Below are 26,358 nucleotides of genomic sequence, written 5' to 3' on the forward strand. Positions count from 1 at the left end.
CATGTCGAACGTCTCCACCGCACGCGCGCGAAGCGCCCAGGCCGCAGGCGCGGCCGCGGGGCGCTTCCGCCTCGTCATGGCCTCGCTCGCCCTGTTGCTCGCCGTCACGGCCGTCGCCTCGCTGTGCCTCGGCCGCTACAGTCTCACGGGCACCGAAGTGATGGCCGTGCTCCTGCCCGACGGCTGGCTTTCCGTCGAGACGAACCGCATGATGGAGAACATCGTTCTCAACGTGAGGCTGCCGCGCGTGCTTCTCGCGATCATTGCGGGCGCGGGACTCGCCATGTCGGGCGCCGCCTTTCAGGCGCTCTTTGCGAATCCGCTCGCCGCGCCCGACACGCTCGGCGTCGCCACGGGCGCCTCGTTCGGCGCCGTCCTAGGCATCCTCTGGGGCTGGAACGGCATGGGCATTCAGCTCATGAGCCTGGCGACGGGCCTCTCCGCAGTCTTCTTCGTGATCGTCATCAGCCGCGTGCGCAACACGAGCTCGATCCTCATGATCATTCTCTCGGGCATGGTCGTCGGAGCCCTCTTCTCGGCTCTCGTCTCCCTCGTCAAGTACGCGGCCGACCCGCAGGACGTGCTGCCGTCCATCACCTTCTGGATGATGGGGGCGCTCACGGGCGCGACCAAGTCAAGCGTGCTCGCGGGCACGCCCATGGTGCTCCTCGGCATGCTCGTTCTCTGGCTCCTGCGCTGGCGCCTCAACGTGACGACCCTTCCGACTGACGAGGCCGCAAGCCTCGGCATACCCGTGCGCAGGATCCGCGCAGGCGTCATCATCGCCGCCACCATGATCACGGCCTCGGTCGTCTCGATGTGCGGCCTCATCGGCTGGGTGGGCCTTCTCGTCCCCCACGCCGCACGCATGGTCTTCGGTGCGAACAACCGCTTCGTGCTGCCCGCCTCGATGGTCATGGGCGCCCTCTTCATGCTCGTGATCGACACCGTCGCGCGCACCGCCACGCAGAGCGAGATTCCCGTCTCGATCCTCACGGCCGTCGTGGGTGCGCCGTTCTTCATCTATCTTCTGCGCCGCACGGGCGGCATCTCGGGGTAGCGCCATGTCCCTTGAAGTGATCCACGGCGGCTACGCCTGGCCGGGCCGCGAACCCGTTCTCACGGGCGTCAACTTCCGCTTCGACGGCACGGGCGTCATGAGCATCCTCGGCCCCAACGGCGCGGGCAAGACGACGCTGCTGCGCTGCATGCTCGGCCTTCTCAAGTTCACGGAGGGCGAGGCGAGGCTCGACGGCCGTCCCGTCTCCAACTGGAAGCCCCGCGACTTCTGGCGCACGATCGGCTACGTACCTCAGGCGAAGCTCCCGGGCTTCGCCTCGATGACGCTCGCCGACATGGTCGTCCTCGGCCGCAGCGCGCACATCGGCCCCTTCAGCCTGCCATCCGACGCGGACTGGGAGGTGGTCGACCGCGTCATGACCGAGGTCGGCATCGAGCACCTCGCGGGGCGCCTCTGCAGCGAAGTCTCGGGCGGGCAGTTCCAGCTCGCGCTCATCGCCCGCGCGCTCGCGGCCGAACCCAGAATCCTCGTGCTCGACGAGCCTGAATCGAACCTCGACTTCCGCAACCAGATGGTGGTCCTCAACGTCATCGAGCGTCTCACCGAGCAGGGTCTCGGCGCCGTCATCAACACGCACTTCCCCGCGCATGCGCTCGATATCTCCACGAAGACGCTCCTCGTCCCCAGGCACAGACCGCCCATCTTCGGCGACACCCGCGACGTCATGACCGAGGATCTCCTCTCAGACGTCTTTGACGTGCGCGTGCGCATCAGGGAGCTCGACTTCCCCGAGCGCCGCTACACGTGCGTCGCCGCCGTCGAACCCCGACACGGAGGAGCGTGACGAAAAGAATGACGCAGAGGCCTGCGGAGAGGCCCCGGACATTCTGTCCTGCATTAATGGAAAAAGGACCGGCCCGCGGATTGCGGAACGGTCCTTTTCTTCATCGGGCCTCCCCTGCGCGGGCAGAGGAGGCTTCATGCGGATCATCGCTCGGAGGGCTGCAGGGGCTCGTCCTTGTCGTCCTCGACGGCGAAGGCCGCCTGCTGTTGCTGCTGGGCGGCAAGCCCCGCCTCGAGTTCGCTCTGCAGGAGCTTCACCATCATGTAGCGGTTGAGCACCTCACGGGCGAAGAGCAGGTAGCCGAGGTAGAGCTCGGACTTGCGCAGCGAGATCTTCTCCTCTCCGATCTGGGTCATGAAGTCGCGCTGGGCCTCGTCGATGAGCTCGAGGGCCTGCGTGCAGTTGGCCGGCACGAAGTTGTCGCGGATCATGATCAGGCGCTTGGAGAGGGTCTTGATGTTGTCGCGCATGCGTCCCGTGAAGGGCGAGTGGGAGTTGGCCACGTAGTTCTGTGCGACGCCGATCTGGTCGCGCAGGGAGTGGCTCACCTCCTTCATGCTCGTGAAGGCGCGGTAGTAGAAGTTGCGGGCGTCGCGGTCGGAGCGCGAGCCGCCGCCCTCAAGGGCCATGTTGTAGTACTCTCCGCGGCGCATCGTGATGAAGTCGAAGAGCTGTGCGGCGTCGCCCTTGAGCTCGCGCAGCTTCTGATCGTCCTCGTCGAGGAAGGCCTGAAGGCCCTGCGCGTAGAGCGTGAGCGTGGCGTTGAGGTTGTCGTTGACGCTTTCGGAGAGCAGGTCGCGGATGCTGGCCTTGTCGCCGCGGTCGATGCGCTCGTGGTCGGGCGTCTCGTCCTCTTCCTTGACGAAGAAGTTCGTGCGGATGACGACGATGAGCGCGAGCACCATCATGATGAGCTGAAGCGGCTCGCCCCAGCTGATGAAGAGCATGCAGATGAGGCCGCAGGCGGTGAAGGCCGTGAAGGCGGTCATGAACCAGCCGGAGATCACGGTGAGCACGCCCGAGATGCGGTACACGGCGGACTCGCGGTCCCAGGCGCCGTCGGCGAGCGACGAACCCATGGCGACCATGAAGGTCACGTACGTGGTCGAGAGCGGGAGCTTCAGGCTCGTGGCCGAGGCGATGAGCGCGGCGGCGAGCACGAGGTTCACGCTGGCGCGGATCTCGTCGAACGGCAGCTCGACCTCGCCCGGCGCGAGCTTCTTCTTCTCGAAGCGCGTGGCTAGGCTCTTGATGACGGAGGCCGGAATGATCTGATGGGCGAGGTTGTTGAAGCGGATCGCGGAACGCACGACGATGCGGGCGGGAAGCGAGGAACCGAACTGCTCCTTGCCGCCGCGGGCGGACGAGGCGAGGCTGATCGAGGTGCGGATGACGCGGTGGGCCTTCTTGGAGAACCAGAGCGTGAGCACCATCACGAGGCCGGAGGCAAGCAGGAAATAGGTCGGCGTGCCTTGGTTGTGGCGCAGGCCCTCCATCGTGAAGGTCGTCGGATCGGCGCCCTCGACCGCGGACCAGATCTCATAGGAGGAGAGCGCGGCGAGCGGCACGCCGATGAAGTTCACGAGGTCGTTGCCCGCGAAAGCGAAGGCGAGCGAGAACGTGCCGGCGAGAATGATGATCGGGAAGATGTTGATGCGCAGCGCCATGATGAGCGCTTGGAAGAGCACGGTCAGGATGGCGAAGCAGCCGAGCAGGAGTTCGGTCGTGTTGGCGCCGATCCAGGAGATCCACTCGGGCTGCATGATGGACGCGCCCTTGGCGCCCTTGATCACGAGGAAGTAGAAGACGGCCGTGAGCGAGACGCCGCCGTAGATGCCGCCGAAGAGCTTGTAGTAGCGCTCGTAGTTGAAGGAGAAGATCAGACGCAGCAGATACTGCACGAAGAGGCCCGCAAAGAAGGCCACGACGACGGATACGAGAATCGCCATGATCATGGCGAGCGCCTTGGCGGAGTTGAGGTAGAGCCCCAGATCCGCAATGGGCGCGCCGCTCGACCAGACCTTGTAGCAGGCGAGCGCGGTGGCGCCGCCGAAGAGTTCGAACACGATCGAGACGGTCGTGGAGGTGGGAAGGCCGAGGGAGTTGAAGGTGTTGAGCAGGAGGACGTCGCAGACCATCACGGCCGTGAAGACGATGATCACTTCCTTGAAGGTGAAGTGCTCGGGCACGAGAACGCCTGTGCGGGCGACCTCCATCATGCCTGAGGAGAAGGTGGCGCCGAGCAGGACGCCCAGACTGGCCACCGTCATGATCACCCAGAAGGGTGCCGTGCGGGAGCCGACGGCGGAATTGAGGAAGTTGACGGCGTCATTGGAGACGCCGACGAAGAGGTCGATGACGGCAAGCGCGCCCAAAAGCGCCAGCGCAGCAAGTATGAATGTATCCATTCGATTTGTATCTGCCCGAACGGCCCGGCCGGTGCCGACGCTCCGAGGGAAACGACTTCACTGCGTGACAGTTCCTGACAATTTGCAATCAGTATTAATGGTTCGATTGTATCGAACCTCAGGCCGTATTTGGGGACCCATCTGCTGAAAACACTCAAAATGACAGCACCGCGCGGAGAAGCCGCGAGCTCGTACCAGCTTCGAATTACTCCCAAAAGCGATGCCCTGCGGGACTAGCGCAGCTGGGCGGGACTGCCGTGCGAGTTCTCCTCGTTCTTCGGACGCATGTACCAGAGGAAGATGACAAGCGGCAGGAGAATGAAACCGCCGAGGAAGATGACGGACTTGAGCGGCAGGTACATGGCCATGCCGCCGCCCACGAGCGGGCCGATCACGCTGCCGACCTGCTGTGCCGCGTAGGAGAGGCCGAAGATGCGGCCGCGGTCCTCGGGCGGCGTGCTCATCGTGAGGACGGCGTTGATGGCGGGGAAGATGCCCGCGAAGGTGAGGCCGCCGATGAAGCGCCAGACGGCGAACGGCACGAGCGTGTCGGGAATCGCCTGGATCATGCCGAAGCAGGCCGTGCCCGCAAGCGCCGTGTAGAGCGCGGGGCGGTATCCCCACTTCTGGCCGATGACGCCCCAGAGGGGCGAGGCGATCACGCCCGAAACGCCGACCACGGAGAAGACGATGCCGGTCACGAAGACGATGCGGTCCATGCTGCCCTGGAGCTCGCCGATGTACATCGGCATGACGGGCTGCTGCAGGAGGATCGTGAGTTGCACGACGCCCGCGCACAGGAGCATGCGCTGCACGACGGGAATCTTGAGGAGGCTGGTCTTCTCGCGCGCGGCGGCCGCCTTCTTCTGCTCCTTTCTCGGAGGCTCGTGGATGAAGAAGAGGATGAGGAGCGTGATGACGGCAAGTGCGGCGCCGCCGATGAAGAAGGTCATGCGCATCGAGAAGAGCTCTGCGAGCGCCCCGCCGAAGAAGGGCCCGAGAACGCCGCCCGCAGTCATTCCGCCCTGCATGATGCCCATGGCCAGACCGATGCGCTCGCGCGGCACGGTGCTCGCCATGATCGCGAGGCAGGCGGGCCAGAGGCCCGAGGCGAAACCCTGGAAGCAACGCATGGCCAGCAGTTGCCACTCGTTCTGGACGATGCCGCCCAGCGCATAGGAGACGGCGAGGAGGATTGCAGCGCGCAGCGCCATGAGCTTGCGCGAGCGTTTGTCGGCCATGGCGCCCCAGATCGGGGCCATGACGCCTGAAATCAGAAAGGAGACCGAAAAGACGAGACCGCTCCAGAAATTCGCCCGCGACTGCTCGACGCCGAGCTCCTCGATGAGGTACATCGGCAGAAAGGGAATGAGCATCGTGTAGCTGAGCGACATCAGAACCGCGCTCAGGGTCAGGATGACGAGCGTCGTCTTCCAGTGGGCTTGGATCGCTTGTGTATCAGGCACGTCGGATCTCCGTTGTGGGTTTCTGGCTGTTCTTCTTCGTCCTGCCGCCGAGGGGAAGCGGACTCGACAATGATACGCCCGGGCGGAAGTCCTGAACAGCCCGAACCTTTTGGCGAGCCCAAAAGAAAAGGGAGCGTCTGGTCGAACGCTCCCGTAAGATCCGTGAAAAGTGAAAGGGGGCATGCCCTTTCGGGCGCTCCGGAGGTTCGCACGGGCTGGTCTTCCCGACGTTCCTCCATCCCTTCACAGGCGGCCGCCGCAACCGGAGAGTCATGCCGGCTGCGGGCCGTCGGGCAGTCACGGACTGCCGATGGTCCGGCAGCATCTGGTCGTGGCGCTCCTTTGCACATCCCCCGATGTAAGCGCCGATGCCGCCTGCGTCTGAAGCCGCCTGATCCGGCCTCATTCGCCTGAGTCGAACGGTTGGTTCCGTTCAACTGCACGCAAATTTTAGTGATTTTCGGCGGAATTTCTACTCCTTTAGGCCGACTCCGCACCCCAATTCCGCGCTTCTTTTGACGACAATCAGGTAATTTCACCTGTTTACATCTCGGTTAGGGATATTCCCAAGGATGTCCTTCTACCCCAACCGAGGTATGTCTCGGACCACATGCCGGGGCATGCATGAAGGCGAGCGCCCGCCCTCATTCTGTGGAAACCCTTACTCATGATCGGTGCGCTCTGGAAACAGTCTCTCCACGAGCTGCCTGATCATCTGAGCGGGATCCGAGAAGGGCGCATCGGCAAAGAGCGCGTGTCCCGCGCCGCCCTTTGCACGGGAGGCCGCCACGTGGTAGGTCTCGCCCGTGTAGGCGTCGAGGAAGGTGAGCGACATGGAGGCGGGGGCCTCAAAGGGTCTCAGGGTCCTGCCCGTCGAGAAGGTGACGATGCCCCGGCAGCGGCGCACCGACGGCAGGTCGCCCGTCTCGAGGAGCTCGGGTTCGAAGCCGCGGTCGCGGAGCATGCGCGCGAGCGTCAGATCGAACGAGGCGGAATGCTCCTCGGCGGGCACGACGCACAGCGACCTGTAGGACTGATAGGGGCTTCGGTAGGAGGGTTCCTCAGGGGCCGCCTCCTGAGTGCTCGAGCAGGCGGCGAGCAGCGAGGCCGCGGCACAGGTCGCGCACAGGGCGGCGCGCCTTTTCACCTTTTTCAAAATTCGTGCTTCCATCCTTCTCCTCATATATGGATCTCAATGACGATAGGTTACACCCACTGACCGTAGCCCAACCCGTTTGCGCGTACAATTCTCCACTTCCGAACCCGCTTCCGAAAACAACCCATTTCCAGTACGCCGACCATGTCCAAGAACAAGTCCGGGGCCGCGAACCGCCCTGCCCTCTACAATCCGACCGCCGCCTGCGTTCTCGCGCTCCTCTTCACGCCGATCTTCGGCGCCCTGCTTCAGGCGCGCAACTGGGACGCGCTCGGCGAACACGGCCGCGCCCGCGCCTCGCGCATGTGGGTGCGCACGACGCTCTGGCTCCTTTTCGTCTTCGTCATCATGCAGGCCTTTTTCCAGAACGAGCCCTTCATGCAGTTCGGCGGCCTCTACTTCCTCGTCGTCACCTGGGCGAGCTGGATGGTCACGACCGGCTGGAAGCAGATCGGCTACGTGCGCGAGCTCTTCGGCAGCGACTATCCCCGCGAGCGCCTCGGCCGCGTGACGATCTTCGCAGGCGGTTGCTGGGTGATCTACTCCATGGTCTCCATCTCAATCGCGATGGCCATCCAGCTCACGGGCCTCGACAAGATGCTCCCCGGCGCCGAGCGTGCCGAAAGTCAGGGCGTCGTCCTGCGCGTGCCCGAAGGGTCCGACAAGGTGGTGGTGGAGCCGCTCCCCGTCGAGACCAGAAAGGCCGAATAAGGCCCTCCTCACTTCCGCATGCCCAAGCGTCCCGACCCGCGCTTTCCGATTCCCGCCCCTGAAAAGGCCGAGGACTACGTGCTCGACCTGCTCGGCGGCATCGTGAGGCGCAGGCCCCTCACGGGCGAGGAGGCAATGGCCCAGCTCATCCGCCTCGAGGAGGACGCCCGCCGCGGCAATCCCGCCGCACAGACCGAATTCGCCCGCCGCCTTCTCACCGACGCGCCCGACAGCCGCAAGAACCGCCGTGCGCTCTCGCTCCTCAGGAAGGCCGCCGCCCGAAAGCTCCCCGAGGCCCTTCACCTGCTCGGCGTCGTCATGCTGCGCGGCCAGGGGCTGGATGCGGATCCCGCCGAAGGCGCGAAGCTCCTTGAGGAAGCCGCCTATCTGGGCAGCGCAGGCGCGGCCGCCGACCTCGCCCGACTCTGCCGCATGGGGCTCGGACGCCCCGCATCCGACAGGGACGCACTCTACTGGTACCGAATCGCGGGCGCCAAGGGACACACCGCCTCCCAGCGCGAGGCGGGCCTCATGCTCAGGGACGGACGCGGCGCCCGCGCCGACAACGACGAGGCCGCCAGATGGCTCAAGGCCGCCGCCCAGGGGCGCGACCCTCAGGCCCAGTACGAACTCGCCCGCCTTCACCAGCGCCGAGGCTGGGCTGGCGCCGATCCCGAGGAAGCCGCCCGATGGCTCACCGAAGCCGCCCTTTCGGGCGTCGTCGAGGCGCAGTACCGCCTCGGCGTCCACTACTGGGCGGGCAGGGGCGGCAGGGTCGACCTGCGCGAGGCCGTCCGCTGGACGTGCCGCGCCGCCGAAAACGGCAGCACGCAGGCCCTCACCACCCTCGCCGACTTCTTCCTGACGGGCTCGGCCCTCGACATGAACCGCTTCAATGCCTACACGCTCCTCAAGTGCGCCGCCAGGCTCCACGACGCGGGCGCCGCGACCACGCTCACCGCACTCGAGCGCATGCTCACCCGAAGCGAGAAGGCCCGCGCCACCCGCCTTGTGATGATCTCGAAAACCCCTAGGGTCCTCGTCGAGACCCTCATCCCCCGCCAGAGCCGCTGAAAGCCGCCCGGTGCTGCACAAGGCCCTCCCTGCCTGCGTAAAAAAAGGTCAGAATCCCTGCAGGACAGGGATCTGACCTCAACAACCAAAAGCATATGGATGACGGACATGACTCCGCATTGCTTCGCCGGCATCGGCCGACAGATTCATTCTGCCACCGTCCGCTCTCCCTCTCAATGCCTCCAAACCGCTCTCCCGGGGCTTTTGCCTGCCCGACGGCATGCGGGATCAAGTTTCGCCTCCCTCTTAACACTTTTTTCTACCCCTGAAGTAGCATGGGATTTACCCTAACGACACTTCAAGGCGAAGCCTCCCGAGCTTTTCTCGAGTGCGTCCCGGAACAGATCGAGTGTTTTCACCTATGCAGCGGCGTACGGGATCACCTCCCCCAACTTCCCTGTGCCATAGGCGTTGCAAGGTCATATACAAAAATCCCCTTGCCCTGCAACAGGTTGCGAAACACCTTCACCAATAAAATCGCCCCCCTCGAGGGACAATTTCCTGTCTTTCGCTGCAGGGCAGGGTTTTTGCTTGGGTTTACCTTTGGAGTCCGCATCGCTAAAATGCTTGGCATGCGAAATCACGGGATCTTTCATTCGCCTCTAGGAGCGGCATTTTCGCCCTTTTGTCGTTTTCAGGCACTCCCCTGATTCTTCAACGCAACCCCCAAAAATATTCTTCGTCCCCGCAGCCACATCCCTTTCAACTGACGGGGGCGGGCAGATCCACCAGGAGTGTTCAAATGAATCGTTTCGACCTCGTTGACCGCATTGCCGCACGCAACAACATTTCCAAAGCTGAAGCTGACCGTGTCGTCGTGAGCGTTTTTGAAGAAATCATGTCCGCCGTTACGATGGGCGATTCCGTGACTCTCATCGGCTTCGGCAGCTTCCGTGCCGTTGAAAGCGCTCCCCGCACGGGCCGCAACCCCGCCACGGGCGAAGCCATCCGCATTCCGGCGGTTCGCAAGCCGAAGTTCGTCGCCGGCACGTACTTCAGGGAAATCGTCAACAAGTACGAGGGCATCAAGGACGAGGAATGACGGCAGGGCTCTCCAAGCCTTCCGTCTGAGTTGAAGAAGGACCGCGTCACACACTGCGTCGCGGTCCTTTTTTCATAGAAACTCGGCGCGGAAACCTCTGTCTTCAGACAGGGGGTATTGCCCCATTTGACGGCCTTGGCTCAGTCCCGCCTGAGCGTGAAGCGCTCGAATCCCGAGCGGAGCTTCTCAAGCACGGGTTCGGAGGGCCATGCGGGATCCACGGCGCCGAACCTTGCGATGAGTCCCGGCGGCTTGCGGCAGATCTGGAGCGCATAGTCCTTCACGTTGCGCGCCTGAAGAAAGGCGGCCGTCTCCAGAAGCTGCGCCTCGCTGAAGTAGTCGGGATGCGCCGTCGTGCGGCACTCGAAGGGAACGCCCGAAGCGAGAAGCAGCCCAAGGCTCTCGGTCCACTTGTCCTGCGCGCTCTCAACGCCCGTCACCTTCGCCCAGTGAGCGCCGTCGGCGGGCACCGCCTTGACGTCGAGCCCCACCCAGGAGAGGTCGGGGAGCACCTCGGCGAGCCTCGCGGGGTAGCTACCGCCCGTGTGCAGGCCGACCTCGTACCCCATCTCCTTCACAGCCCGCACGGCGGCGGGGAGCGCAGGATCGAGGCAGGGCTCGCCGCCCGAGAAGACGACGCCGTCGAGAAGTCCGTGGCGCCGCTTCAGAAGAGACTCCAACTCCTCCCAGGACGAATGCTCGAGCCCGGGATCGAAGCTCCTCTGCTGCATCCAGCTGTTCTGGCAGTAGACGCACCGCCAGGGACAGCCCTGCACGAACGCCACCGCCGAGAGTCTGCCCGGAAAGTCGATGGTCGTAAAGGGCGTGAGGCCCGCGAGCTTCAGTTCCGAAGCCGCGGGCCCGTTTCGGTCATGACCGTTCATGCCGCGGCCTTATTCGGCCTTCCTGCACTTGCAGTCGTGTTCGGCCGCGCGCTTTTCCGTGAAGCAGACGCGTTCGGCGAACTCGCCCTTCTTGCCGGTGTTGAATGACTGCACCGGACGGTGGTAGCCCATCACGCGGGTCCAGACTTCGCAGGGCTGGCGCTCTTCATTCGTGAGTTCAACGTCCTTCTTGACTTCGTTGGTCATTTTCGTGACTCCTGATAAAAAAGTTGTTTTCCTTCGGAGCCCCCTCAGGAGGCCTCCTCCCTTGCGGCCTTCGCGCGCTTCTTCGCCAGCAGCTCGGCGTCGCACTTCGGGCAGAAGTCATGGCGGCCCGAGAGATAACCGTGCTTGGGACAGATCGAGAACGTCGGCGTCACCGTGATGTATGGCAGGCGGAAGCGCGTGAGCGTACGGCGCACGAGGTCGCGGCAGGCCTCGGGCGAGGAGACCGCCTCGTTCATGTAGAGGTGGAGCACCGTGCCGCCCGTGTACTTGCGTTGCAGGTCGTCCTGACGCTCGAGCGCCTCGAACGGGTCGTCCGTGAAGTTGACGGGCAGCTGCGAGGAGTTCGTGTAGTACGGATTCGCGGGCGTGCCCGCCTGCAGGATGCCGGGGAAGCGCTTGCGGTCCTCCTTGGCGAAGCGGTAGGTCGTGCCCTCGGCCGGCGTCGCCTCGAGGTTGTACATGTGGTCCGTCTCCTCCTGGAACTCGACGAGGCGGGCGCGAACATGGTCGAGCAGGCGCAGCGCAAAGGCATGGCCCCAGTCCGTCGTGATGTCCTCCCTGTCGCTCGTGAAGTTGCGGATCATCTCGTTGATGCCGTTGACGCCGATCGTCGAGAAGTGATTGCGCAACGTGCCGAGATAGCGCTTCGTGTACGGGAAGAGACCCTGGTCGATGTGGCGCTGGATGACCTTGCGCTTGATCTCGAGGCTCGTCTTCGCAAGCTCGAGCAGATAGTCGAGGCGACGCAGAAGCCCCTCCTCGTCATCCTTGAAGAGGAAGCCCAGACGCGCGCAGTTGACCGTCACCACGCCGAGCGAGCCCGTCTGCTCCGCGGAGCCGAAGAGGCCGTTGCCGCGCTTGAGCAGCTCGCGCAGGTCGAGCTGCAGGCGGCAGCACATCGAGCGGATCATGTTGGGCTTGAGCTCGGAGTTGATGAAGTTCTGGAAGTACGGCAGACCGTAGCGCGCCGTCATGTCGAAGAGCCTCATCGCATTGGGGCTGTCCCAGTCGAAGTCAGGCGTGATGTTGTAGGTCGGAATCGGGAACGTGAACACGCGTCCCTTCGCATCGCCCTTGAGCATCACCTCGATGTAGGCCCTGTTGATCATGTCCATCTCGGCCTGCAGCTCGCCGTAGGTGAACGGCATCGTCTCGCCGCCGATCATCGGATGCTCGGCGCGCAGGTCCTCGGGACACGTCCAGTCGAACGTGAGGTTCGTGAACGGCGTCTGCGTGCCCCAGCGGCTCGGCACGTTCAGGTTGTAGATGAGCTCCTGCATGCACTGGAGCACTTCGGCGTAGGGCAGGTTGTCCTTCCTGATGAAGGGCGCGAGATACGTGTCGAAGCTCGAGAACGCCTGGGCGCCCGCCCACTCGTTCTGCATCGTGCCGAGGAAGTTGACGATCTGACCCGTGGCGGACGAAAGGTGCTTCGGCGCCGCGGCCTCGACCTTGCCGGCCACGCCGTTGAGGCCCTCGTTGAGGAGCGTCCTCAGAGACCAGCCCGCGCAGTAGCCCGAGAGCATGTCAAGGTCGTGGATGTGCAGGTCGGCCTCGCGGTGCGCGCGGCCCACCTCGGCCGGATAGATGAAGTTGAGCCAGTAGTTGGCCATCACCTTGCCGGAGACGTTCAGGATGAGGCCGCCGAGCGAATAGCCCTGGTTGGCGTTCGCGTTGACGCGCCAGTCGATCTGGTCGAGGTATTCGTTGATGGAGCTTTCGACGTTGACCCAGCTCTGCTTGGCGTCGCGAGCCTTCGTGCGGGTCTCGCGGTAGACGATGTAGGCGCGGAGCGTCTTGAAGCAGCCCGCCTCGAAGAGCGCGTGCTCGACGGCGTCCTGAACAAGTTCGATGCACAGCGTCGACTTCTCGTCCAGACGCGGCAGCACGTACGCGCAGACGAGATCAAGGGCCTTGGCTTCGCCGAACTCGCCCGTCGCCTTGCCCGCGCGCGTGACGGCGCTAACGATCTTCGTGACGTCGAAGGGCTTCACGCTGCCGTTTCGCTTGACGATGTGCTTGCCGGCGAACCGTTCACAAATCTCCATTTGCTTCTCCATTCTTTTCCTGTCACTTCGGGCGAAACACGTTCAAACACTATATATAGTATGTCTCACCCCGCCGAACCACGAGCTGTAGTGGTGCCGCGCAGAACGGGTCTAATGACTATAGCAAAGAGAATACGGAACCGCACCCCTCCATTCGGGGGATCCCGGGCTACCGGCGGCGCCCGAGAAGACGCCCCTAAAGCGCCGGAACGCCTGCGGGCAAAGGATTGTCAGTACATGCGGAGAGGACGTGCGGAGTGCCCGTCGGCCCAATAGGTGATTTACCTAGTGCATAGAGAGTGCCTTATGAGTAGAATAGGGCTTAGTCAGACGGTTCTGCCTAACCGGATCTCTTGTTTGTGCGTAGAGAGCATCCGCAGAATTCGTCGGACTCCTGTCTTCGGCGTCCGAGGGGCTGCATCGGCAAGATCAGCGTTGTCTTTCCGATGCAAGCAAGTATGCCTTGACAGTTTTTTCACCCGCAACACACTTGTTGCGGGTTTTTTTTGCCCTTTTTTCCGCCCTCTCCCCCGGTCCGGGCCGCTCCACCCCGTCTAGTCACTTTGTCTCATTCGACTCACTTCGGTTCAGCCCAAAATCTGCGTATCTTTACTTACAAGACCCTGCCTATGCCAAATGTCCCCGAAGACGGGGAAAACCCGAAAAAAGGCTCGATTTCAGGTATTTTCTGCCCAAAAAAACGCACGAAACAATGACAAAAGTCAAATTGCACGGGCGCGTTTACACTTATTCGGCGCATTTTTCAACCGCCCGCGCCCGTCTTCGGCCCGGGATTTCACCCTGAACGGCCCCCTGGGCCCGATCGTCTCCCACCCTTTTTCATAGCGGGAGGCTGCGCCCGCACGTCGGGTGTCTCCCTCTCAGGATCATGCGCGCCCCTGCGGCGTCGTCGGAGGACGGAGTGAGGGAACGAAGCGTTCGACGTCGCGCGTGAGGGCGCGTAAATGAAGAGAGGGGCATGGAGGGTGCGGAGATGCTCAGGTCCTTCACTGGAAGCGCACCGGGCGTGCATGAGGCCTGCATGAGGGGCGCACGAAGGGCGAACGCCGCCCGCGCGGCAGTGCGCGACGGCACGGAAGGTGCGGGAGAGAGGAGGACGAGGATGCAAAAAGGCGCGCCGCGAAGCAGCACGGCTCCGAAACGCCTGCAGGAGAGGCACAGGAAGGAAATCAAGTGCGAAGCGCGGATAAACTAAAGGGGCTGATCGGAACTCCCTTTCAATTCCAATCAGCCCCCTAGCAGAGGAACGCGGAGTGTTAACGAGGCAGGACCAACCACATCGTCAATCTGCGTTTGAGGAGGAGCAATGAACTTTTGTTTTCTTACTTGGAGATAAAGTTACTCGCATTTACCTCAGGTTGCAAATATTCTGAAAACGGCTTCCAAGGCGGCTTGCAGGCTCTTTAAACGACGGCTTCATACGATTTTCGAAAAAATATGAGCACCACTAGTGGTGTTCAAAGGCGTCATTTTCTACGTATAAATACGTAACCCGTATAACTTTTTCTTTTCCCATCCAAATCTCCCGTGCATCATCCGCACGGATGACCCTGACCACAAATGCAGGGGGCTTGTCTTATCATTCATTATTTGCGCCGGAAGCACGCTTCCGGTCCCGGATACTGACAAGACATAGTCAGGCAGCCGGCCTCCGTCCGCCCGAGCACCCTCCGGGCGGGATTTGAGCGGACGACGCCCCCCCCGATTCGAACTAGGACTATTAACAGTGAGCTCCAATCCCCAGAACCTTGCGGACGACGGCCTTGAACGCATCAAGGCGCTTGACGTCCTTACGACGCTTCCCGAACTCTTGACGCATCACCTGACCGTCAGGCCCGACGACGTTGCCTACAAGGTCTACGACAATGCGTCCAAGTCCTGGAAGGATCTCACCTTCAAGAACGTCTACGATCAGGTCCACGCCTGGCGCCATGCCTTCGCGGCGCGCTCCGAACTCGTTCGCGGCGACCGCGTGGCGATGCTCCTGCCCAACTGCCCCGAAGCGGTCTTCTTCGACCTCTCCGCGCTCTCGAACACGCTCGTGCCGGTGCCGCTGCACGCCATCGACACGCCGAAGTCCTCCGCCTTCATCCTGAACGACTCCGGTGCCAAGGTCCTCGTGACCAACAAGCTCCTCAAGTGGAAGCAGATCCGCGAGGCCGCCGAGACGCCCGAGATCCGCCTCGTCGTCATCACCGACGACAAGGACTGCGACGATCTGGAGGCGCCGATTCCCGTCATGACCAAGGAGACCTTCCTCAAGCTCGGCGAAACGAGCCAGCTGCCCAAGGAGGCTCCCAAGGCCACCGACCTCGCCGCGCTCGTCTACACCTCGGGCACCACGGGCAACCCCAAGGGCGTGATGCTCACGCACCGCAACGTCATCTCGAACATCCAGGGCGTGCTCAAGAACCTGCAGCCGAGCGGTCACGAGACCTTCCTCTCGTTCCTGCCGCTCTCGCACACCTTCGAACGCACGACCTCCTACTACCTCGCGCTCGGTCTGGGCTACACCACCGCCTTCAACCGCTCCATCGCGAACCTGCAGGCCGACTTCCGCGAGATCCGCCCCACGGTCCTCATGTCCGTGCCGCGCGTCTATGAAATGATCTACGCGAAGCTGCAGGACGGCCTCGCCAAGAAGTCCAAGTTCGTCCGCTACCTCTTCGACTGGGCCGTCGAAGTGGGCTGGCGCCGCTTCTGCCGCGAGAACGGCCTGCCCGTCGAGTCGTCCTCCCGCGCCTGGCTCGACCCCTTCGTCGCAGGCTTCCTCGACAAGAAGGTCGGCAGCCAGCTGCGCGCCGTCTTCGGCGACCGCATCCACCTCTACATCTCGGGCGGCGCAGCCCTGAGCCCCGCCGTCGCGCGCACCTTCTTCGCGCTCGGCGTGCCCATCTATCAGGGCTACGGCATGACCGAGACCTCCCCGATCATCTCGGTGAACAAGGTCGGCCACAACCACCCGAACACCGTCGGCCCCGCCCTGCCCAACATCGAGGTCCGCCTCGGCGAGGGCGACGAGCTCCAGGTCCGCGGTCCCACAGTCATGAAGGGCTACTGGAACCGCGAGGAGGCCACCAAGGCCATCTTCACCGAGGACGGGTGGCTGCGCACGGGCGACGTCTGCACGATCTACCCCGACGGCAACATCCGCATCACGGGCCGAATCAAGGAGATCATCGTGACGAGCACCGGCGAAAAGGTGCCGCCCGCCGACCTCGAGTCCGCCATCACCTCCGACCGCCTCTTCTCGCAGTGCATGGTCGTGGGCGACGACCGTCCGTTCATCGCCGCCGTCGCGGTCGTCAATCCCGACGAGTTCAAGACGGTCTGCGGCGAGCTCGGCCTCGATCCCACCAAGCCCGAGTCGCTTCAGGACCCCGCCTTCCGCAAGGCCGCCCTCAAGCGCATCAAGACCGCCACCGCGGGCTTCCCGAACTACGGCGTGCCGCGTCAGGTCCACTGCACGCTCGACGCGTGGACGATCGACAACGGGCTCCTCACGCCCACGCTCAAGATGAAGCGAAACCTCATCCGCCAACGCTACACGGCCGAAATCAACGCGCTCTACGACACCCTCGTCAAGCGCTGATCCCCGCCTTCCGATGCCGCCCAGACGCCCCGCCGTCGGGCGGCATTTTTCAGCCTGAGGGGAACTTTTTACGGATACTAGGGTATACCCCGATTACTTTATCCGCATCCGCAGGCCATTTTTGAAGAAAATTGATCCGCTGACCCGCGGCGTCCAAGTGCCGCGGCAACGAGACACCTTTCGCTTGAGAGACTCACGTGACGAACACCCGATCCTTTGTCGACGACTTCCGCACCATTCCGGACATGCTCCGCCACACGGTCGCCGCCTGGCCCGAACGCGAGGCGTTCCGCCAGTACGACTATGCGGAGCGCCGCTGGTACTCCATCACCTGGCGGACGTTCCACGAACAGGTGATGCGCTGGCGCCGCGCCTTCACGCACATGGGCCTTGTCAAGGGCGAGCGCGTCGCGATGCTGCTCACCAACTGCATCGACGCCGTCACGTTCGACGAGGCGGCCCTGTGCGGCGGCCTCGTGCCCACGCCCCTTCACGCCATCGACACCGCGGGCTCCTCCGCCTACATCCTCAGGGACTCCAACGCGCGCTTCCTCGTCACCACGTCGCGCGCACGCTGGAACGCCATCGCCGAGGCCGCAGGCGAGGAGGGCCTGCCCGACATGCAGCTCGTCGTCTTCACGAACGAGCAGGTCGAGCCCGGCTCCGTCACACACCTGAGCGGCAGGGACATCGTCCTTTCTAGCCTCGAGGGCTGGCTTGCCACCGGCGAGGGCGTCTCCGACGACGAGCTCCCGCCCGAGCCCTGCGCCGACGACCTCGCGGGCTTCATCTACACCTCGGGCACCACGGGCCGCCCCAAGGGCGTGATGATCACGCACCGCAACATCGTCTCCAACGTCCAGCAGATCAACAAGTGCTACGACTTTAACGAGGAGGACGTCTTCCTCTCGTTCCTGCCCTTCTCGCACACGTTCGAGCGCACCGTCGCGCACTACAACTCGCTCGCCAACGGCGGCGCCATGGCCTTCGCCCGCAACGCCGCGCAGATCGAGAACGACCTGCGCGAAGTAAGGCCCACGCTCATGTGCTCGGTACCCCGCATCTACGAGAAGATCCACCAGAGGCTCCTGCACGAGCTTGCAGAGAGCTCCGAGGAGAAGCGCCACCAGACCGCTTGGGCGCTTGAGACCGGCTGGCGCCGCTTCGCCGAGGCCAACCACCTTCCGATCGAGCTCTCGCCCCGCGCACAGCTCGACGAAACCGTCTGGCCCCAGCTCGACGTCGAGATCGCGTCCGAAGTCCGTGAGATCTTCGGCGGCCGCCTGCGCGCCACGTTTGCAGGCGGCGCAAGCCTCAACTACGCCGTCGCACGCTTCTTCTGCGCGCTCGGCATCAACATCCTGCAGCTCTATGGCCTCACCGAAACCTCGCCCATCGTCTCCTTCACCCGCATGAAGGACAACCACCCCGACTGCGTGGGCCATCCCGTGCCCGACTGCGAAGTGAAGCTCGGCGCCAACGACGAGCTCCTCGTGCGCGGTCCCCAGGTGATGAAGGGCTACTGGAACCGTCCGCTCGACACGGCCGCGGCCTTCGAGGACGGCTGGTTCCGCACGGGTGATCAGGCCGACCTCTCCGACGGCGGCCGCGTGCGCATCAAAGGCCGCATCAAGGAAATCATCGTCACGAGCACCGGTGAGAAGATCCCGCCCGTCGACGTCGAGTTCGCCATCCAGGAGGACCGTCTCTTCGAGCAGGTCCTCGTCATCGGCGACAACCTGCCCTACGTCACCTGCCTCGTAGTCGTCAATCCCAAGCTCTGGCCCGCCTTCTGCGCCGACCTCGACCTCGACCCCGAGGATCCCGCCACGCTCCAGTCCCGCGACGTCCAGCGCCAGTGCCTGCGCCGCGTGCGTCATGCCTGTCGCGCCTTCCCGCAGTACGGCGTCCCACGCGCCGTCGCCATCACGCGCGAGCCCTGGACCGTCGACAACGGCCTGCTCACGCCCACCATGAAGCTGCGCCGCCCGCAGATCATGACGGCCCACGCCAAGCTCATCGAAAGGCTCTACGCCTCCCGCTGAGACCTGAGGCACACCTTCCCAGAGGGGCGTCCGAAAAGGACGCCCCTCTCTTTCATTGTGCGGCAGCGGTTTCAGGGACGCTCGAAAATATTTCATCCAAAATCCCACAAGCCGCAAAAAACGCGCTACACTACTGCCGCAAATCAATCTCCCAATTGCAGAACCGGTCGAGACCACTCCCGCTTCTGCAGAAGAGCAGGTCAGCGGATGCCAGATCCCTCCTGTACTGCGGGCGTTCAATTTCCTATTTACGCGCGCATCTTCGACCTTCGCATACACGTCGAGGATACGCACGTATATTTTTTTTTGTGCTTAGAGGTTGTTATGCGAATCCTTCAGAAGGCTCTCACCTTCGACGACGTTCTTCTCGTCCCCGCCTATTCCGAAGTCCTCCCCCGCGATACCCAACTCGCCACGCAGCTGACGCGTAATCTCCGTATCAACATTCCGATGGTTTCCGCCGTGATGGACACGGTTACGGAAGCCCGTCTCGCCATCGCCATCGCTCAGGAAGGCGGCATCGGCTTCATTCACAAGAACATGTCCGCCGACCAGCAGGCCGCTGAAGTCCTTAAGGTCAAGCGTCATGAAGCCGGCGTTGTTGCCGAACCGATCACCATCGGCCCCGACATGCTCGTCGGCGACGTCATCGCCCTCGCCCGCGAAAAGCACATCTCCGGTCTCCCGGTCGTTGACGGCAAGAAGGTTCTCGGCATGGTCACCAACCGCGACCTCCGCTTCGAAACCCGCATGTCCGTTCCGGTCTCCGAAGTCATGACCCCGCGTGAACGCCTGGTCACGGTCAAGGAAGGCGCCTCCCTCGAAGAAGCCAAGGCCCTCATGCACGCCCACCGCCTCGAGCGCGTTCTCGTCGTTGACGACGACTTCAACCTCGCAGGCCTCATGACCGTCAAGGACATCACCAAGGCCACGGACCACCCGTTCGCTGCCAAGGACGCCTCCGGCAAGCTGCTCGTCGGTGCCGGCGTCTCCGTCGGCGGCGGCACGGAAGAACGTGTCGAGAAGCTCGTTGACGCCGGTGTCGACGTCATCGTCGTCGACACGGCCCACGGCCACTCCCAGGGCGTTCTGAACCGCGTCAAGTGGGTCAAGGAACACTATCCCAACCTGCAGGTCATCGGCGGCAACATCGCCACGGCCGCTGCCGCTCTGGCTCTCGTTGATGCCGGCGCCGACTGCGTCAAGGTCGGTATCGGCCCGGGCTCCATTTGCACGACCCGCATCGTCGCCGGTGTCGGCGTTCCGCAGATCTCCGCCATCTCCAACGTCGCCGAAGCTCTCCGCGACACGGGCGTTCCCTGCATCGCCGACGGCGGCATCCGCTTCTCCGGCGACATCTCCAAGGCCATCGCTGCCGGTGCCAACGCCGTCATGATGGGCGGCATGTTCGCCGGTACGGACGAAGCCCCGGGTGAAGTCATCCTCTACCAGGGCCGCTCCTACAAGTCCTACCGCGGCATGGGCTCCCTCGGTGCCATGGGCAAGGGTTCCGCCGACCGCTACTTCCAGGACAACAACCAGGGCAACATCGACAAGTTCGTTCCGGAAGGCATCGAAGGCATGGTCCCGTACAAGGGCCCGCTCGCCCAGATCATCTATCAGATGATCGGCGGCCTGCGCTCCTCCATGGGCTACTGCGGCTGCCGCACGATCGACGAAATGCGCACCCGCGCCCAGTTCGTCGAAATCACGGCCGCCGGCTGGCGTGAATCCCACGTCCATGACGTGAAGATCACGAAGGAAGCCCCGAACTACCGTCAGGAACACTAATTCCGACGGCTGACAGGCTCTGACGTCAAGGCGCGGCGGTTTTTCCCGCCGCGCCTTTCGCATTTCTTATAGAATGCAATCGCCAATTTCTTTTTCCACACGGACTACAGATACATGTCTCACGACCGCATCCTCATTCTCGACTTCGGCAGCCAGGTGACCCAGCTCATCGCCCGCCGCGTGCGCGAAGCCCACGTCTACTGTGAAGTTCACCCCAACGACGTGTCCGCGGAATTCATCCGCGAATACAACCCGAAGGGCATCATTCTTTCCGGCTCTCACATGAGCGCCTATGAAGAAAGCAACGACCAGGCTAGCCAGGCCGTGTTCGAAGCCGGCGTTCCGGTTCTCGGCATCTGCTACGGCATGCAGACGATGGCCCAGCAGCTCGGCGGCCGCGTCGAAAGCGGCACGAAGCGTGAGTTCGGCTACGCCGAAGTCCGCGCCCACGGCCACACCAAGCTTCTCGAAGGCATTGAGGACTTCCGCACCGAGGAAGGCCACGGCATGCTCAAGGTCTGGATGAGCCACGGCGACAAGGTTGCCGAGCTTCCCCCGGGCTTCAAGGTCATGTGCTCCACGCCCTCCTGCCCGATCGCCGGCATGTGCAACGAGGAAAAGGGCTTCTATGCCGTCCAGTTCCATCCGGAGGTGACGCACACGCTCAAAGGCCGCGAAATGCTCAACCGCTTCGTGCTCGACATCTGCAAGTGCTCCGCCGACTGGGTCATGGGCGACTACGTCGCCGAAGCCGTCGCGCAGATCCGCGAGCAGGTCGGTGACGAAGAAGTCATTCTCGGCCTCTCCGGCGGCGTCGACTCCTCCGTGGCCGCCGCGCTCATCCACCGCGCCATCGGCAAGCAGCTCACCTGCGTCTTCGTCGACAACGGCCTCCTTCGCAAGAACGAACGCGAACAGGTTCGTGAAACGTTCGAAAAGAACATGGGCCTCAAGCTCATCGTCGTCGATGCCGTCGACCGCTTCATGAACGAACTCGCCGGTGTCACCGATCCGGAACAGAAGCGCAAGATCATCGGCCGCGTCTTCGTCGAGATCTTCCAGGAAGAAGCCGCCAAGCTCACGGCCGCCAAATGGCTCGCCCAGGGCACGATCTACCCCGACGTCATCGAGTCCGCCGGCGCCAAGACGAAGAAGGCCAAGACCATCAAGTCCCACCACAACGTGGGCGGTCTTCCCGACACGCTGCACCTCAAGCTCCTCGAACCGCTGCGCTCCCTCTTCAAGGACGAAGTCCGCGAGCTCGGCGTCGAACTCGGCCTTCCGGCCGAAATGGTCTATCGTCACCCGTTCCCGGGTCCGGGCCTCGGCGTGCGCATCCTCGGCGAAGTCAAGCGTGAATACGCCGACCTTCTCCGTGAAGCCGACGCGATCTTCATCGAAGAACTCCGCAACTTCGACCTCTACGACAAGGTTAGCCAGGCCTTCGTGGTCTTCCTCCCGGTCAAGTCCGTGGGCGTCATGGGCGACGGCCGCACCTACGAATGGGTCGTGAGCCTGCGCTGCGTCGAAACGTCCGACTTCATGACCGCCGTCTGGAGCCACCTGCCGTACGAACTTCTCGGCAAGGTTTCCAACCGCATCATCAATGAAGTCCGCGGCATCAACCGCGTCGTCTATGACGTCTCGGGCAAGCCGCCCGCCACCATTGAGTGGGAATAACCTTCTCGCTTTGACATAAAGTCAAACCCTGAAAAACTCTTGTTTTTCAGGGTTTTCTTTTTTTCTCAGAGCCCCCTCTTTCGGGCAACCGCCTAATTCTCCCGACACTTGCTCCAAGTCATGTTTTGGCTTCTGATTTATCGTCTGAGAGAGCGCATCTCAAGAGTAGACTTGTTCCGATCATTCGTCCGCTTTCATCGGGAGGCCAACCAGACTGACCGTCCGCCACGACCTTACTCTCTCGATGAGGATCTTGAAAGGAGCATGCTCATGACCCAATTCACCGTTTCCCGCCGCGCAGTTCTCGGCGGAGCAACTTCCGCACTGCTCGTACCTGCAGCCGCCCACGCAGCAACGCCTGCACGCCACTATGACGAAATGACTGACGTGCTCATTGTCGGCTCAGGATTCGCCGGCATGGCAGCTGCGCTTGCAGCTGCCGAAAAAGGCGTCAAGGTCAAGGTTATTGAGAAAATGGCCTTCCTCGGCGGAAACTCGTCTCTCTCCGGCGGCATGATGGCCGTACCTGGATCAAGCGTTCAGAAAGCCCAGGGCATCGAGGATTCCCCCGAAAAGCTGATTGCCGACATGACTCGAATCGGTCAGGGACTTGGCAATCCTGAGCTAATTCGCTTTGTCTGCGAAAAAGCCTCGGAAACTTTTGAGTGGACCCGCACGTCCATGGGAGTTGAGTGGAACACGCACTTGACAGGCAAGGGAGGACACTCCTCAGCCCGATGCATGGTGACAAAACAGGGAACCGGTCAGGGCATTCTCGTTCCATGTTCCTCCAAGCTCAAAGCGATGGGCGTTCCGCTTTGCACCCGCACTTTGCTGGAGAAGATCTTCCGAGAAGAGGATGGACGCGTGACTGGCGTGCAAGTGCGCGAAGGGTGGACGTTCAACAAGCCCGAGTCTGGAACGGTTAAAACTATCGGCGTCACTCGCGGCGTTGTGCTCGCCTTCGGCGGCTTCGGTGCGGACGTCAACTACAGAAAGCGTCTCGATCCCAAGCTCGGAGAAGCGTTCCTCACAACCAACCAGCCGGGAGCCACTGCAGAGGGACTGCGTCAAGCCAGTCGTATTGGTGCGAATGTCATTCAGGCTGACTGGATCCAGTGCCTGCCCTCCTGCTCGCCTGTCGAAAAAGGCATGGGGCTTGCGAGCCATTTTGCCACTATCGCAGGCAGCCTCTACGGCGTCTGGGTTGACTCCAAGACAGGGAGTCGCTTTGTCGATGAGTTCGGAGACCGCAAGGTATGCACTGACGCCATACTCGGCGTCATCAACCGCGGAGGCAAGGCTCTTGCCATTTCCGATCAAAACGGCGTTGACGAAATGGAAGTCGTCCGTCCCGGCCTGACTCAAAAGATCCTAAAATCCGGGGCCTTGCGTCAGTTTGCCTCGCTCGCCGAACTTGCCGAGGCTTACGGCATCGACCGCAAATCTCTTGACTCCACCATTGCCCGCTATAACGAACTGCTCTCCGCTGGACGCGACGCAGACTTCGGCCGACGCTTCGACAAGCGCGCCAAAGCACTTGGCCGAGCCCCGTTCTACGTATCAGAAATGAGCCCGAAGGTTCACCACTGCATGGGCGGCGTCGCCGTCAACGTTGAGACAGCCGTTCTCGACGTTGAAACGGATAAGCCGATCCCCGGTCTTTTTGCAGCCGGTGAATGCGTGGGCGGCATTCATGGTGCGGTTCGAATCGGAGCTTGCGCCGTGATGGATTGCCTCGTGAACGGCCGTCAGGCCGGTCTTTCCGCAGCAGCCAGTCCCAAGGCCTGAGCAGTTGACCTGTAACCTTCCAGAACAGCGTCACCAATAATCCAAGCGCCCGCCTGATGAAACCATCAGCGGGCGCTTTGCTTTCACTCAGAAGCTCAATGGTGCATCAAGCTCACTTGTTGCCGCCGAACCACTTGGCGTAGATCTTGTCGTAGGTGCCGTCGGCGCGGATTTCGTCGAGGACCTTGTCAAGACGGGCGCGCAGCTTGTCGTCGCCCTTGCGGATGGCAAAGCCGTAGTTTTCCGCCTTCAGGACACCGGGCACTTCGCGCAGGTTGAAGTTGGCGGAGGCCTTCTGAGTCAGGAAGTACTCGTTGACGGGCTTGTCGTTGACGATGGCCTCGCACCCCTTGTTGTTGAGCTCGAGGAAGGCCTCACCCGCCGAATTGAAGGTGCGGATTTTGGCGCCCTTGATCTTGGACATGAAGACGGAGCCTGAGGAACCGATTTCAGCGCAGAGCACCTTGTTCTCCAGATCCTTCACGCCCTTGATGGAAGCATCGTCCTTGCGGGCCATGATGGAAAGCCCAGATTCATAGTACGGCTTCGTGAAGTCGACCTTGGCGGCACGCTCCGGCGTAATCGTGAGGGCGAAGACCGCCACGTCGATGGATCCCGACATCAGGGCGGGAATGAGGCCGTCAAGCCCCATGGAGAGAATCTGGGGTTCGAACCCGGCGCGCTTGGCCACCTCGTCGATCAGATCGATGTCGAAGCCGACGTACTTGCCTGAGTTGGAGTCGAGGAATTCGAAAGGAGGATAGACGGTTTCACTGCCGACGCGCAGTGTTTCGTGCCGACAACCATAAGAGCGAGCGCTGTCGCTGCGACGAGCTTCTTCATGTTCATACCGAAGGTTCCTTTTCCTGTGTTCTACTGGATTGTTCCGGTGTTGATCGAATTGTCGCGTCCGGCTCCCGCCGGGCGTCACAAGCGGCCCGTCGGCCGCTCGACAGGAATGAGTGTATCCGCCTGAATTTCCCTTGTGACAGAACTAGGCCATCAGACCTAGGCGATTGCACGTAGCACGGTTCGCCGCGATCAACCGCGCCCTGCAGTATCCATTGGATTCATATCAGGGGGCCGGCTTGGCGTCCTGAGGCCGCGAGGCGTAAGATAGTCGTCACTTCATTCAGTGCACCAGCCATGCAGAATTTTCACGAACTGATTCAGGGCTTCCACAACTTCAAGGAAGACTACTTCCTCCGCGAGCGCGAATTCTTCAGCAGCCTCGTCCACGGCCAGAGTCCGAAGACGCTCGTCGTGGCCTGTTGCGACTCGCGCGTCGACCCCGCCATTCTGATGGGGTGCCGTCCGGGCGACCTCTTCGTCGCCCGAAGCATTGCCGCGATCGTTCCCGATGTCGAGAAGGCAGGCGAACATGATGCGGTCGTCTCCGCCGTCGAATACGCCGTGAAGCACCTCGACGTGCGCAACATCATCGTCATGGGACACTCGAACTGCGGCGGCATTCACGGCCTCCTGCACCCTGAAGTCGTCTCGAAGGAGCCCTACATCTCTCGCTGGCTCTGCCTCGCCCATCCCGTCCTCGAAGAACTCGAGCATGAGGATCCCGACGAACCCGCCGACGTCCGCGCACGACGCTGTGAGGAAGGCACCGTACTGCAGTCCATCGACAGCCTGCTCTCCTACGACTGGGTCAAGTCCCGCGTCGATGCAGGCACGCTCGCACTCCACGCCCTCTACTACGACCTTGCCAGCGGTACCATGTACGTCTGGAATGCCGAAGCGGAGGACTTCGAGGCAACCAAGCTCTCCGAGCTCTGAACAAGCTGCGCAGACTTTTCCGCGCCCGGCCCTCGCACCGCGAATTCTCTCCGACTGAACTCCTAGCTTCCAGACTCCAACAACGGGAAACATTTCAAATCATGATGAAGCCAATCGATCTAGACCGCGCATATCGACTTTTGAACATCGGCGCCACGACGCTCGTGAGCGCGGCTCACGAGGGCGACGCAGACATCATGGCCGCCGCCTGGGCTACAGCTCTCGACCTGACGCCGTGCAAGGCCACAGTCGTCATCGACAAGAGCCACTACACCCGCAAGCTCATCGAAAAAAGCGGTTTTTTCGCTCTGATGATTCCAACGGCAGCCATCGCTCCGATCGTCATGAATCTCGGTACGGTCAGCAAGAACGACAATCCGCGCAAGCTTGAGGAATGCGGTACTCGTCTCGTGACGCTTCCCGAATATGACATGCCCTTGCTCGAAGGCTGTGCCGCCTGGATCGTCTTCCGCGTCGTGCCCGAGTTGCACAACCAGGAAGCCTACGATCTGTTCATTGGTGAAGCCGTCGCCGCCTTTGCCGACGATCGCGTCTTCGTCAACGGCCGTTGGAACTTCGAAGAGGCTCCCGACGACTTGCGAACGCTGCACTACGTGGCCGGCGGCCATTTCTACACCATTGGCGACGCGCTTGAAGTTCCGGCCTCCGCCTGAGTCAAGATGCGGCTTTTTGCTGAAAGCCCGGAAATCAAAAAGGAGTTGAGCCAGCGCCCAACTCCTTTTTCATTTCTCCCTATTGGGGCAAAGC

General features: G+C 62.4%; 20 protein-coding genes. 12 read left to right on the forward strand and 8 right to left on the reverse strand.

Features of this window, described 5'->3' with window-relative positions; genetic code table 11:
• Position 1: 1 nt before the first annotated feature.
• Both HMPREF3036_RS00910 and HMPREF3036_RS00915 read left to right on the forward strand, forming a co-directional pair.
• Positions 2–1,060, forward strand: coding sequence for a FecCD family ABC transporter permease (locus HMPREF3036_RS00910; protein WP_062330832.1), 1,059 nt, complete (start codon positions 2–4; stop codon positions 1,058–1,060).
• A 4-nt stretch (positions 1,061–1,064) separates the two neighbouring features.
• Positions 1,065–1,865, forward strand: a complete 801-nt coding sequence (locus tag HMPREF3036_RS00915; RefSeq protein WP_062330835.1) for an ABC transporter ATP-binding protein — start codon at positions 1,065–1,067, stop codon at positions 1,863–1,865.
• Between the two features lie 143 nt (positions 1,866–2,008).
• Here the strand turns inward: HMPREF3036_RS00915 and HMPREF3036_RS00920 are convergent, their stop codons facing one another.
• The 3 genes from HMPREF3036_RS00920 to HMPREF3036_RS00930 all read right to left on the reverse strand — a co-directional run bounded on the left by HMPREF3036_RS00920 (position 2,009) and on the right by HMPREF3036_RS00930 (position 6,895).
• Entirely contained in the window at positions 2,009–4,273 is a 2,265-nt protein-coding gene (locus HMPREF3036_RS00920; protein ID WP_062330838.1) for an inorganic phosphate transporter, read from the reverse strand.
• Between the two features lie 233 nt (positions 4,274–4,506).
• On the reverse strand, positions 4,507–5,739 hold the full coding sequence (locus tag HMPREF3036_RS00925) for an MFS transporter (protein ID WP_082897303.1): 1,233 nt from the start codon (positions 5,737–5,739) through the stop codon (positions 4,507–4,509).
• 661 nt (positions 5,740–6,400) lie between these two features.
• Positions 6,401–6,895: a hypothetical protein gene (locus HMPREF3036_RS00930; protein WP_062330840.1), complete on the reverse strand. Its 495-nt coding sequence runs from the start codon at positions 6,893–6,895 to the stop codon at positions 6,401–6,403.
• Between the two features lie 144 nt (positions 6,896–7,039).
• Here HMPREF3036_RS00930 and HMPREF3036_RS00935 point away from each other — a divergent pair, with 144 nt between their 5' ends.
• Both HMPREF3036_RS00935 and HMPREF3036_RS00940 read left to right on the forward strand, forming a co-directional pair.
• Positions 7,040–7,606 (forward strand): hypothetical protein, encoded by a 567-nt coding sequence (locus HMPREF3036_RS00935; protein ID WP_062330843.1) that lies wholly within the window; start codon positions 7,040–7,042, stop codon positions 7,604–7,606.
• 18 nt (positions 7,607–7,624) lie between these two features.
• The gene (locus tag HMPREF3036_RS00940; protein ID WP_062330846.1) at positions 7,625–8,680 is read left to right on the forward strand and encodes a tetratricopeptide repeat protein; all 1,056 of its coding nucleotides are present in this window, start codon (positions 7,625–7,627) and stop codon (positions 8,678–8,680) included.
• A gap of 419 nt (positions 8,681–9,099) precedes the next feature.
• On the opposite strand, the gene HMPREF3036_RS11775 is transcribed toward HMPREF3036_RS00940, so the two are convergent.
• Positions 9,100–9,276: a hypothetical protein gene (locus HMPREF3036_RS11775; RefSeq protein WP_156469702.1), complete on the reverse strand. Its 177-nt coding sequence runs from the start codon at positions 9,274–9,276 to the stop codon at positions 9,100–9,102.
• A 146-nt stretch (positions 9,277–9,422) separates the two neighbouring features.
• Here HMPREF3036_RS11775 and HMPREF3036_RS00945 point away from each other — a divergent pair, with 146 nt between their 5' ends.
• Positions 9,423–9,722, forward strand: a complete 300-nt coding sequence (locus HMPREF3036_RS00945; RefSeq protein WP_062330849.1) for an HU family DNA-binding protein — start codon at positions 9,423–9,425, stop codon at positions 9,720–9,722.
• A 140-nt stretch (positions 9,723–9,862) separates the two neighbouring features.
• Here HMPREF3036_RS00945 and HMPREF3036_RS00950 read toward each other — a convergent pair whose 3' ends face one another.
• The 3 genes from HMPREF3036_RS00950 to HMPREF3036_RS00960 are packed head-to-tail and all read right to left on the reverse strand — an operon-like array spanning position 9,863 to position 12,882.
• A complete protein-coding gene (locus tag HMPREF3036_RS00950) occupies positions 9,863–10,606 on the reverse strand; it encodes an anaerobic ribonucleoside-triphosphate reductase activating protein (protein WP_062330852.1) in 744 nt (247 codons plus the stop codon).
• Between the two features lie 9 nt (positions 10,607–10,615).
• Positions 10,616–10,813 carry an anaerobic ribonucleoside-triphosphate reductase gene (gene nrdD / locus HMPREF3036_RS12425; protein WP_005432977.1) on the reverse strand — a complete coding sequence of 66 codons (198 nt, stop codon included), beginning with the start codon at positions 10,811–10,813 and terminating at the stop codon, positions 10,616–10,618.
• A gap of 44 nt (positions 10,814–10,857) precedes the next feature.
• Positions 10,858–12,882 (reverse strand): ribonucleoside triphosphate reductase, encoded by a 2,025-nt coding sequence (locus HMPREF3036_RS00960; RefSeq protein WP_038006118.1) that lies wholly within the window; start codon positions 12,880–12,882, stop codon positions 10,858–10,860.
• 1,747 nt (positions 12,883–14,629) lie between these two features.
• On the opposite strand from HMPREF3036_RS00960, the gene HMPREF3036_RS00970 reads away from it, so the two are divergent.
• From HMPREF3036_RS00970 to HMPREF3036_RS00990, 5 genes are all read left to right on the forward strand, one after another.
• A complete protein-coding gene (locus HMPREF3036_RS00970; RefSeq protein WP_062330857.1) occupies positions 14,630–16,495 on the forward strand; it encodes an AMP-dependent synthetase/ligase in 1,866 nt (621 codons plus the stop codon).
• Between the two features lie 197 nt (positions 16,496–16,692).
• The gene (locus tag HMPREF3036_RS00975; protein ID WP_197457914.1) at positions 16,693–18,540 is read left to right on the forward strand and encodes an AMP-dependent synthetase/ligase; all 1,848 of its coding nucleotides are present in this window, start codon (positions 16,693–16,695) and stop codon (positions 18,538–18,540) included.
• Positions 18,541–18,864: 324 nt separating this feature from the next.
• Entirely contained in the window at positions 18,865–20,331 is a 1,467-nt protein-coding gene (gene guaB / locus HMPREF3036_RS00980) for an IMP dehydrogenase (protein WP_062330858.1), read from the forward strand.
• Positions 20,332–20,445: 114 nt separating this feature from the next.
• Positions 20,446–22,011 carry a glutamine-hydrolyzing GMP synthase gene (guaA, locus tag HMPREF3036_RS00985; RefSeq protein ID WP_062330861.1) on the forward strand — a complete coding sequence of 522 codons (1,566 nt, stop codon included), beginning with the start codon at positions 20,446–20,448 and terminating at the stop codon, positions 22,009–22,011.
• A 270-nt stretch (positions 22,012–22,281) separates the two neighbouring features.
• On the forward strand, positions 22,282–23,802 hold the full coding sequence (locus HMPREF3036_RS00990; protein WP_062330864.1) for a flavocytochrome c: 1,521 nt from the start codon (positions 22,282–22,284) through the stop codon (positions 23,800–23,802).
• Positions 23,803–23,914: 112 nt separating this feature from the next.
• Here HMPREF3036_RS00990 and HMPREF3036_RS00995 read toward each other — a convergent pair whose 3' ends face one another.
• Positions 23,915–24,733, reverse strand: coding sequence for a basic amino acid ABC transporter substrate-binding protein (locus HMPREF3036_RS00995; protein ID WP_231853542.1), 819 nt, complete (start codon positions 24,731–24,733; stop codon positions 23,915–23,917).
• A gap of 215 nt (positions 24,734–24,948) precedes the next feature.
• On the opposite strand from HMPREF3036_RS00995, the gene HMPREF3036_RS01000 reads away from it, so the two are divergent.
• Both HMPREF3036_RS01000 and HMPREF3036_RS01005 read left to right on the forward strand, forming a co-directional pair.
• Positions 24,949–25,590: a carbonic anhydrase gene (locus HMPREF3036_RS01000; RefSeq protein WP_005433021.1), complete on the forward strand. Its 642-nt coding sequence runs from the start codon at positions 24,949–24,951 to the stop codon at positions 25,588–25,590.
• A gap of 101 nt (positions 25,591–25,691) precedes the next feature.
• Positions 25,692–26,264, forward strand: a complete 573-nt coding sequence (locus HMPREF3036_RS01005; protein ID WP_062330866.1) for a flavin reductase family protein — start codon at positions 25,692–25,694, stop codon at positions 26,262–26,264.
• The last annotated feature ends 94 nt before the right edge of the window (positions 26,265–26,358 follow it).

This window comes from Sutterella sp. KLE1602, assembly GCF_001578585.1.
Lineage (GTDB): Bacteria > Pseudomonadota > Gammaproteobacteria > Burkholderiales > Burkholderiaceae_F > Sutterella > Sutterella wadsworthensis_A.

Coding starts and splice junctions, on each gene's coding strand:
- HMPREF3036_RS00910 (WP_062330832.1), top strand. CDS start 2: ATGTCGAACGTCTCCACCGCACGCGCGCGAAGCGCCCAGGCCGCAGGC.
- HMPREF3036_RS00915 (WP_062330835.1), top strand. CDS start 1,065: ATGTCCCTTGAAGTGATCCACGGCGGCTACGCCTGGCCGGGCCGCGAA.
- HMPREF3036_RS00920 (WP_062330838.1), bottom strand. CDS start 4,273: ATGGATACATTCATACTTGCTGCGCTGGCGCTTTTGGGCGCGCTTGCC.
- HMPREF3036_RS00935 (WP_062330843.1), top strand. CDS start 7,040: ATGTCCAAGAACAAGTCCGGGGCCGCGAACCGCCCTGCCCTCTACAAT.
- HMPREF3036_RS00940 (WP_062330846.1), top strand. CDS start 7,625: ATGCCCAAGCGTCCCGACCCGCGCTTTCCGATTCCCGCCCCTGAAAAG.
- HMPREF3036_RS11775 (WP_156469702.1), bottom strand. CDS start 9,276: ATGAAAGATCCCGTGATTTCGCATGCCAAGCATTTTAGCGATGCGGAC.
- HMPREF3036_RS00945 (WP_062330849.1), top strand. CDS start 9,423: ATGAATCGTTTCGACCTCGTTGACCGCATTGCCGCACGCAACAACATT.
- HMPREF3036_RS00950 (WP_062330852.1), bottom strand. CDS start 10,606: ATGAACGGTCATGACCGAAACGGGCCCGCGGCTTCGGAACTGAAGCTC.
- nrdD (WP_005432977.1), bottom strand. CDS start 10,813: ATGACCAACGAAGTCAAGAAGGACGTTGAACTCACGAATGAAGAGCGC.
- HMPREF3036_RS00960 (WP_038006118.1), bottom strand. CDS start 12,882: ATGGAGATTTGTGAACGGTTCGCCGGCAAGCACATCGTCAAGCGAAAC.
- guaB (WP_062330858.1), top strand. CDS start 18,865: ATGCGAATCCTTCAGAAGGCTCTCACCTTCGACGACGTTCTTCTCGTC.
- guaA (WP_062330861.1), top strand. CDS start 20,446: ATGTCTCACGACCGCATCCTCATTCTCGACTTCGGCAGCCAGGTGACC.
- HMPREF3036_RS00990 (WP_062330864.1), top strand. CDS start 22,282: ATGACCCAATTCACCGTTTCCCGCCGCGCAGTTCTCGGCGGAGCAACT.
- HMPREF3036_RS01000 (WP_005433021.1), top strand. CDS start 24,949: ATGCAGAATTTTCACGAACTGATTCAGGGCTTCCACAACTTCAAGGAA.
- HMPREF3036_RS01005 (WP_062330866.1), top strand. CDS start 25,692: ATGATGAAGCCAATCGATCTAGACCGCGCATATCGACTTTTGAACATC.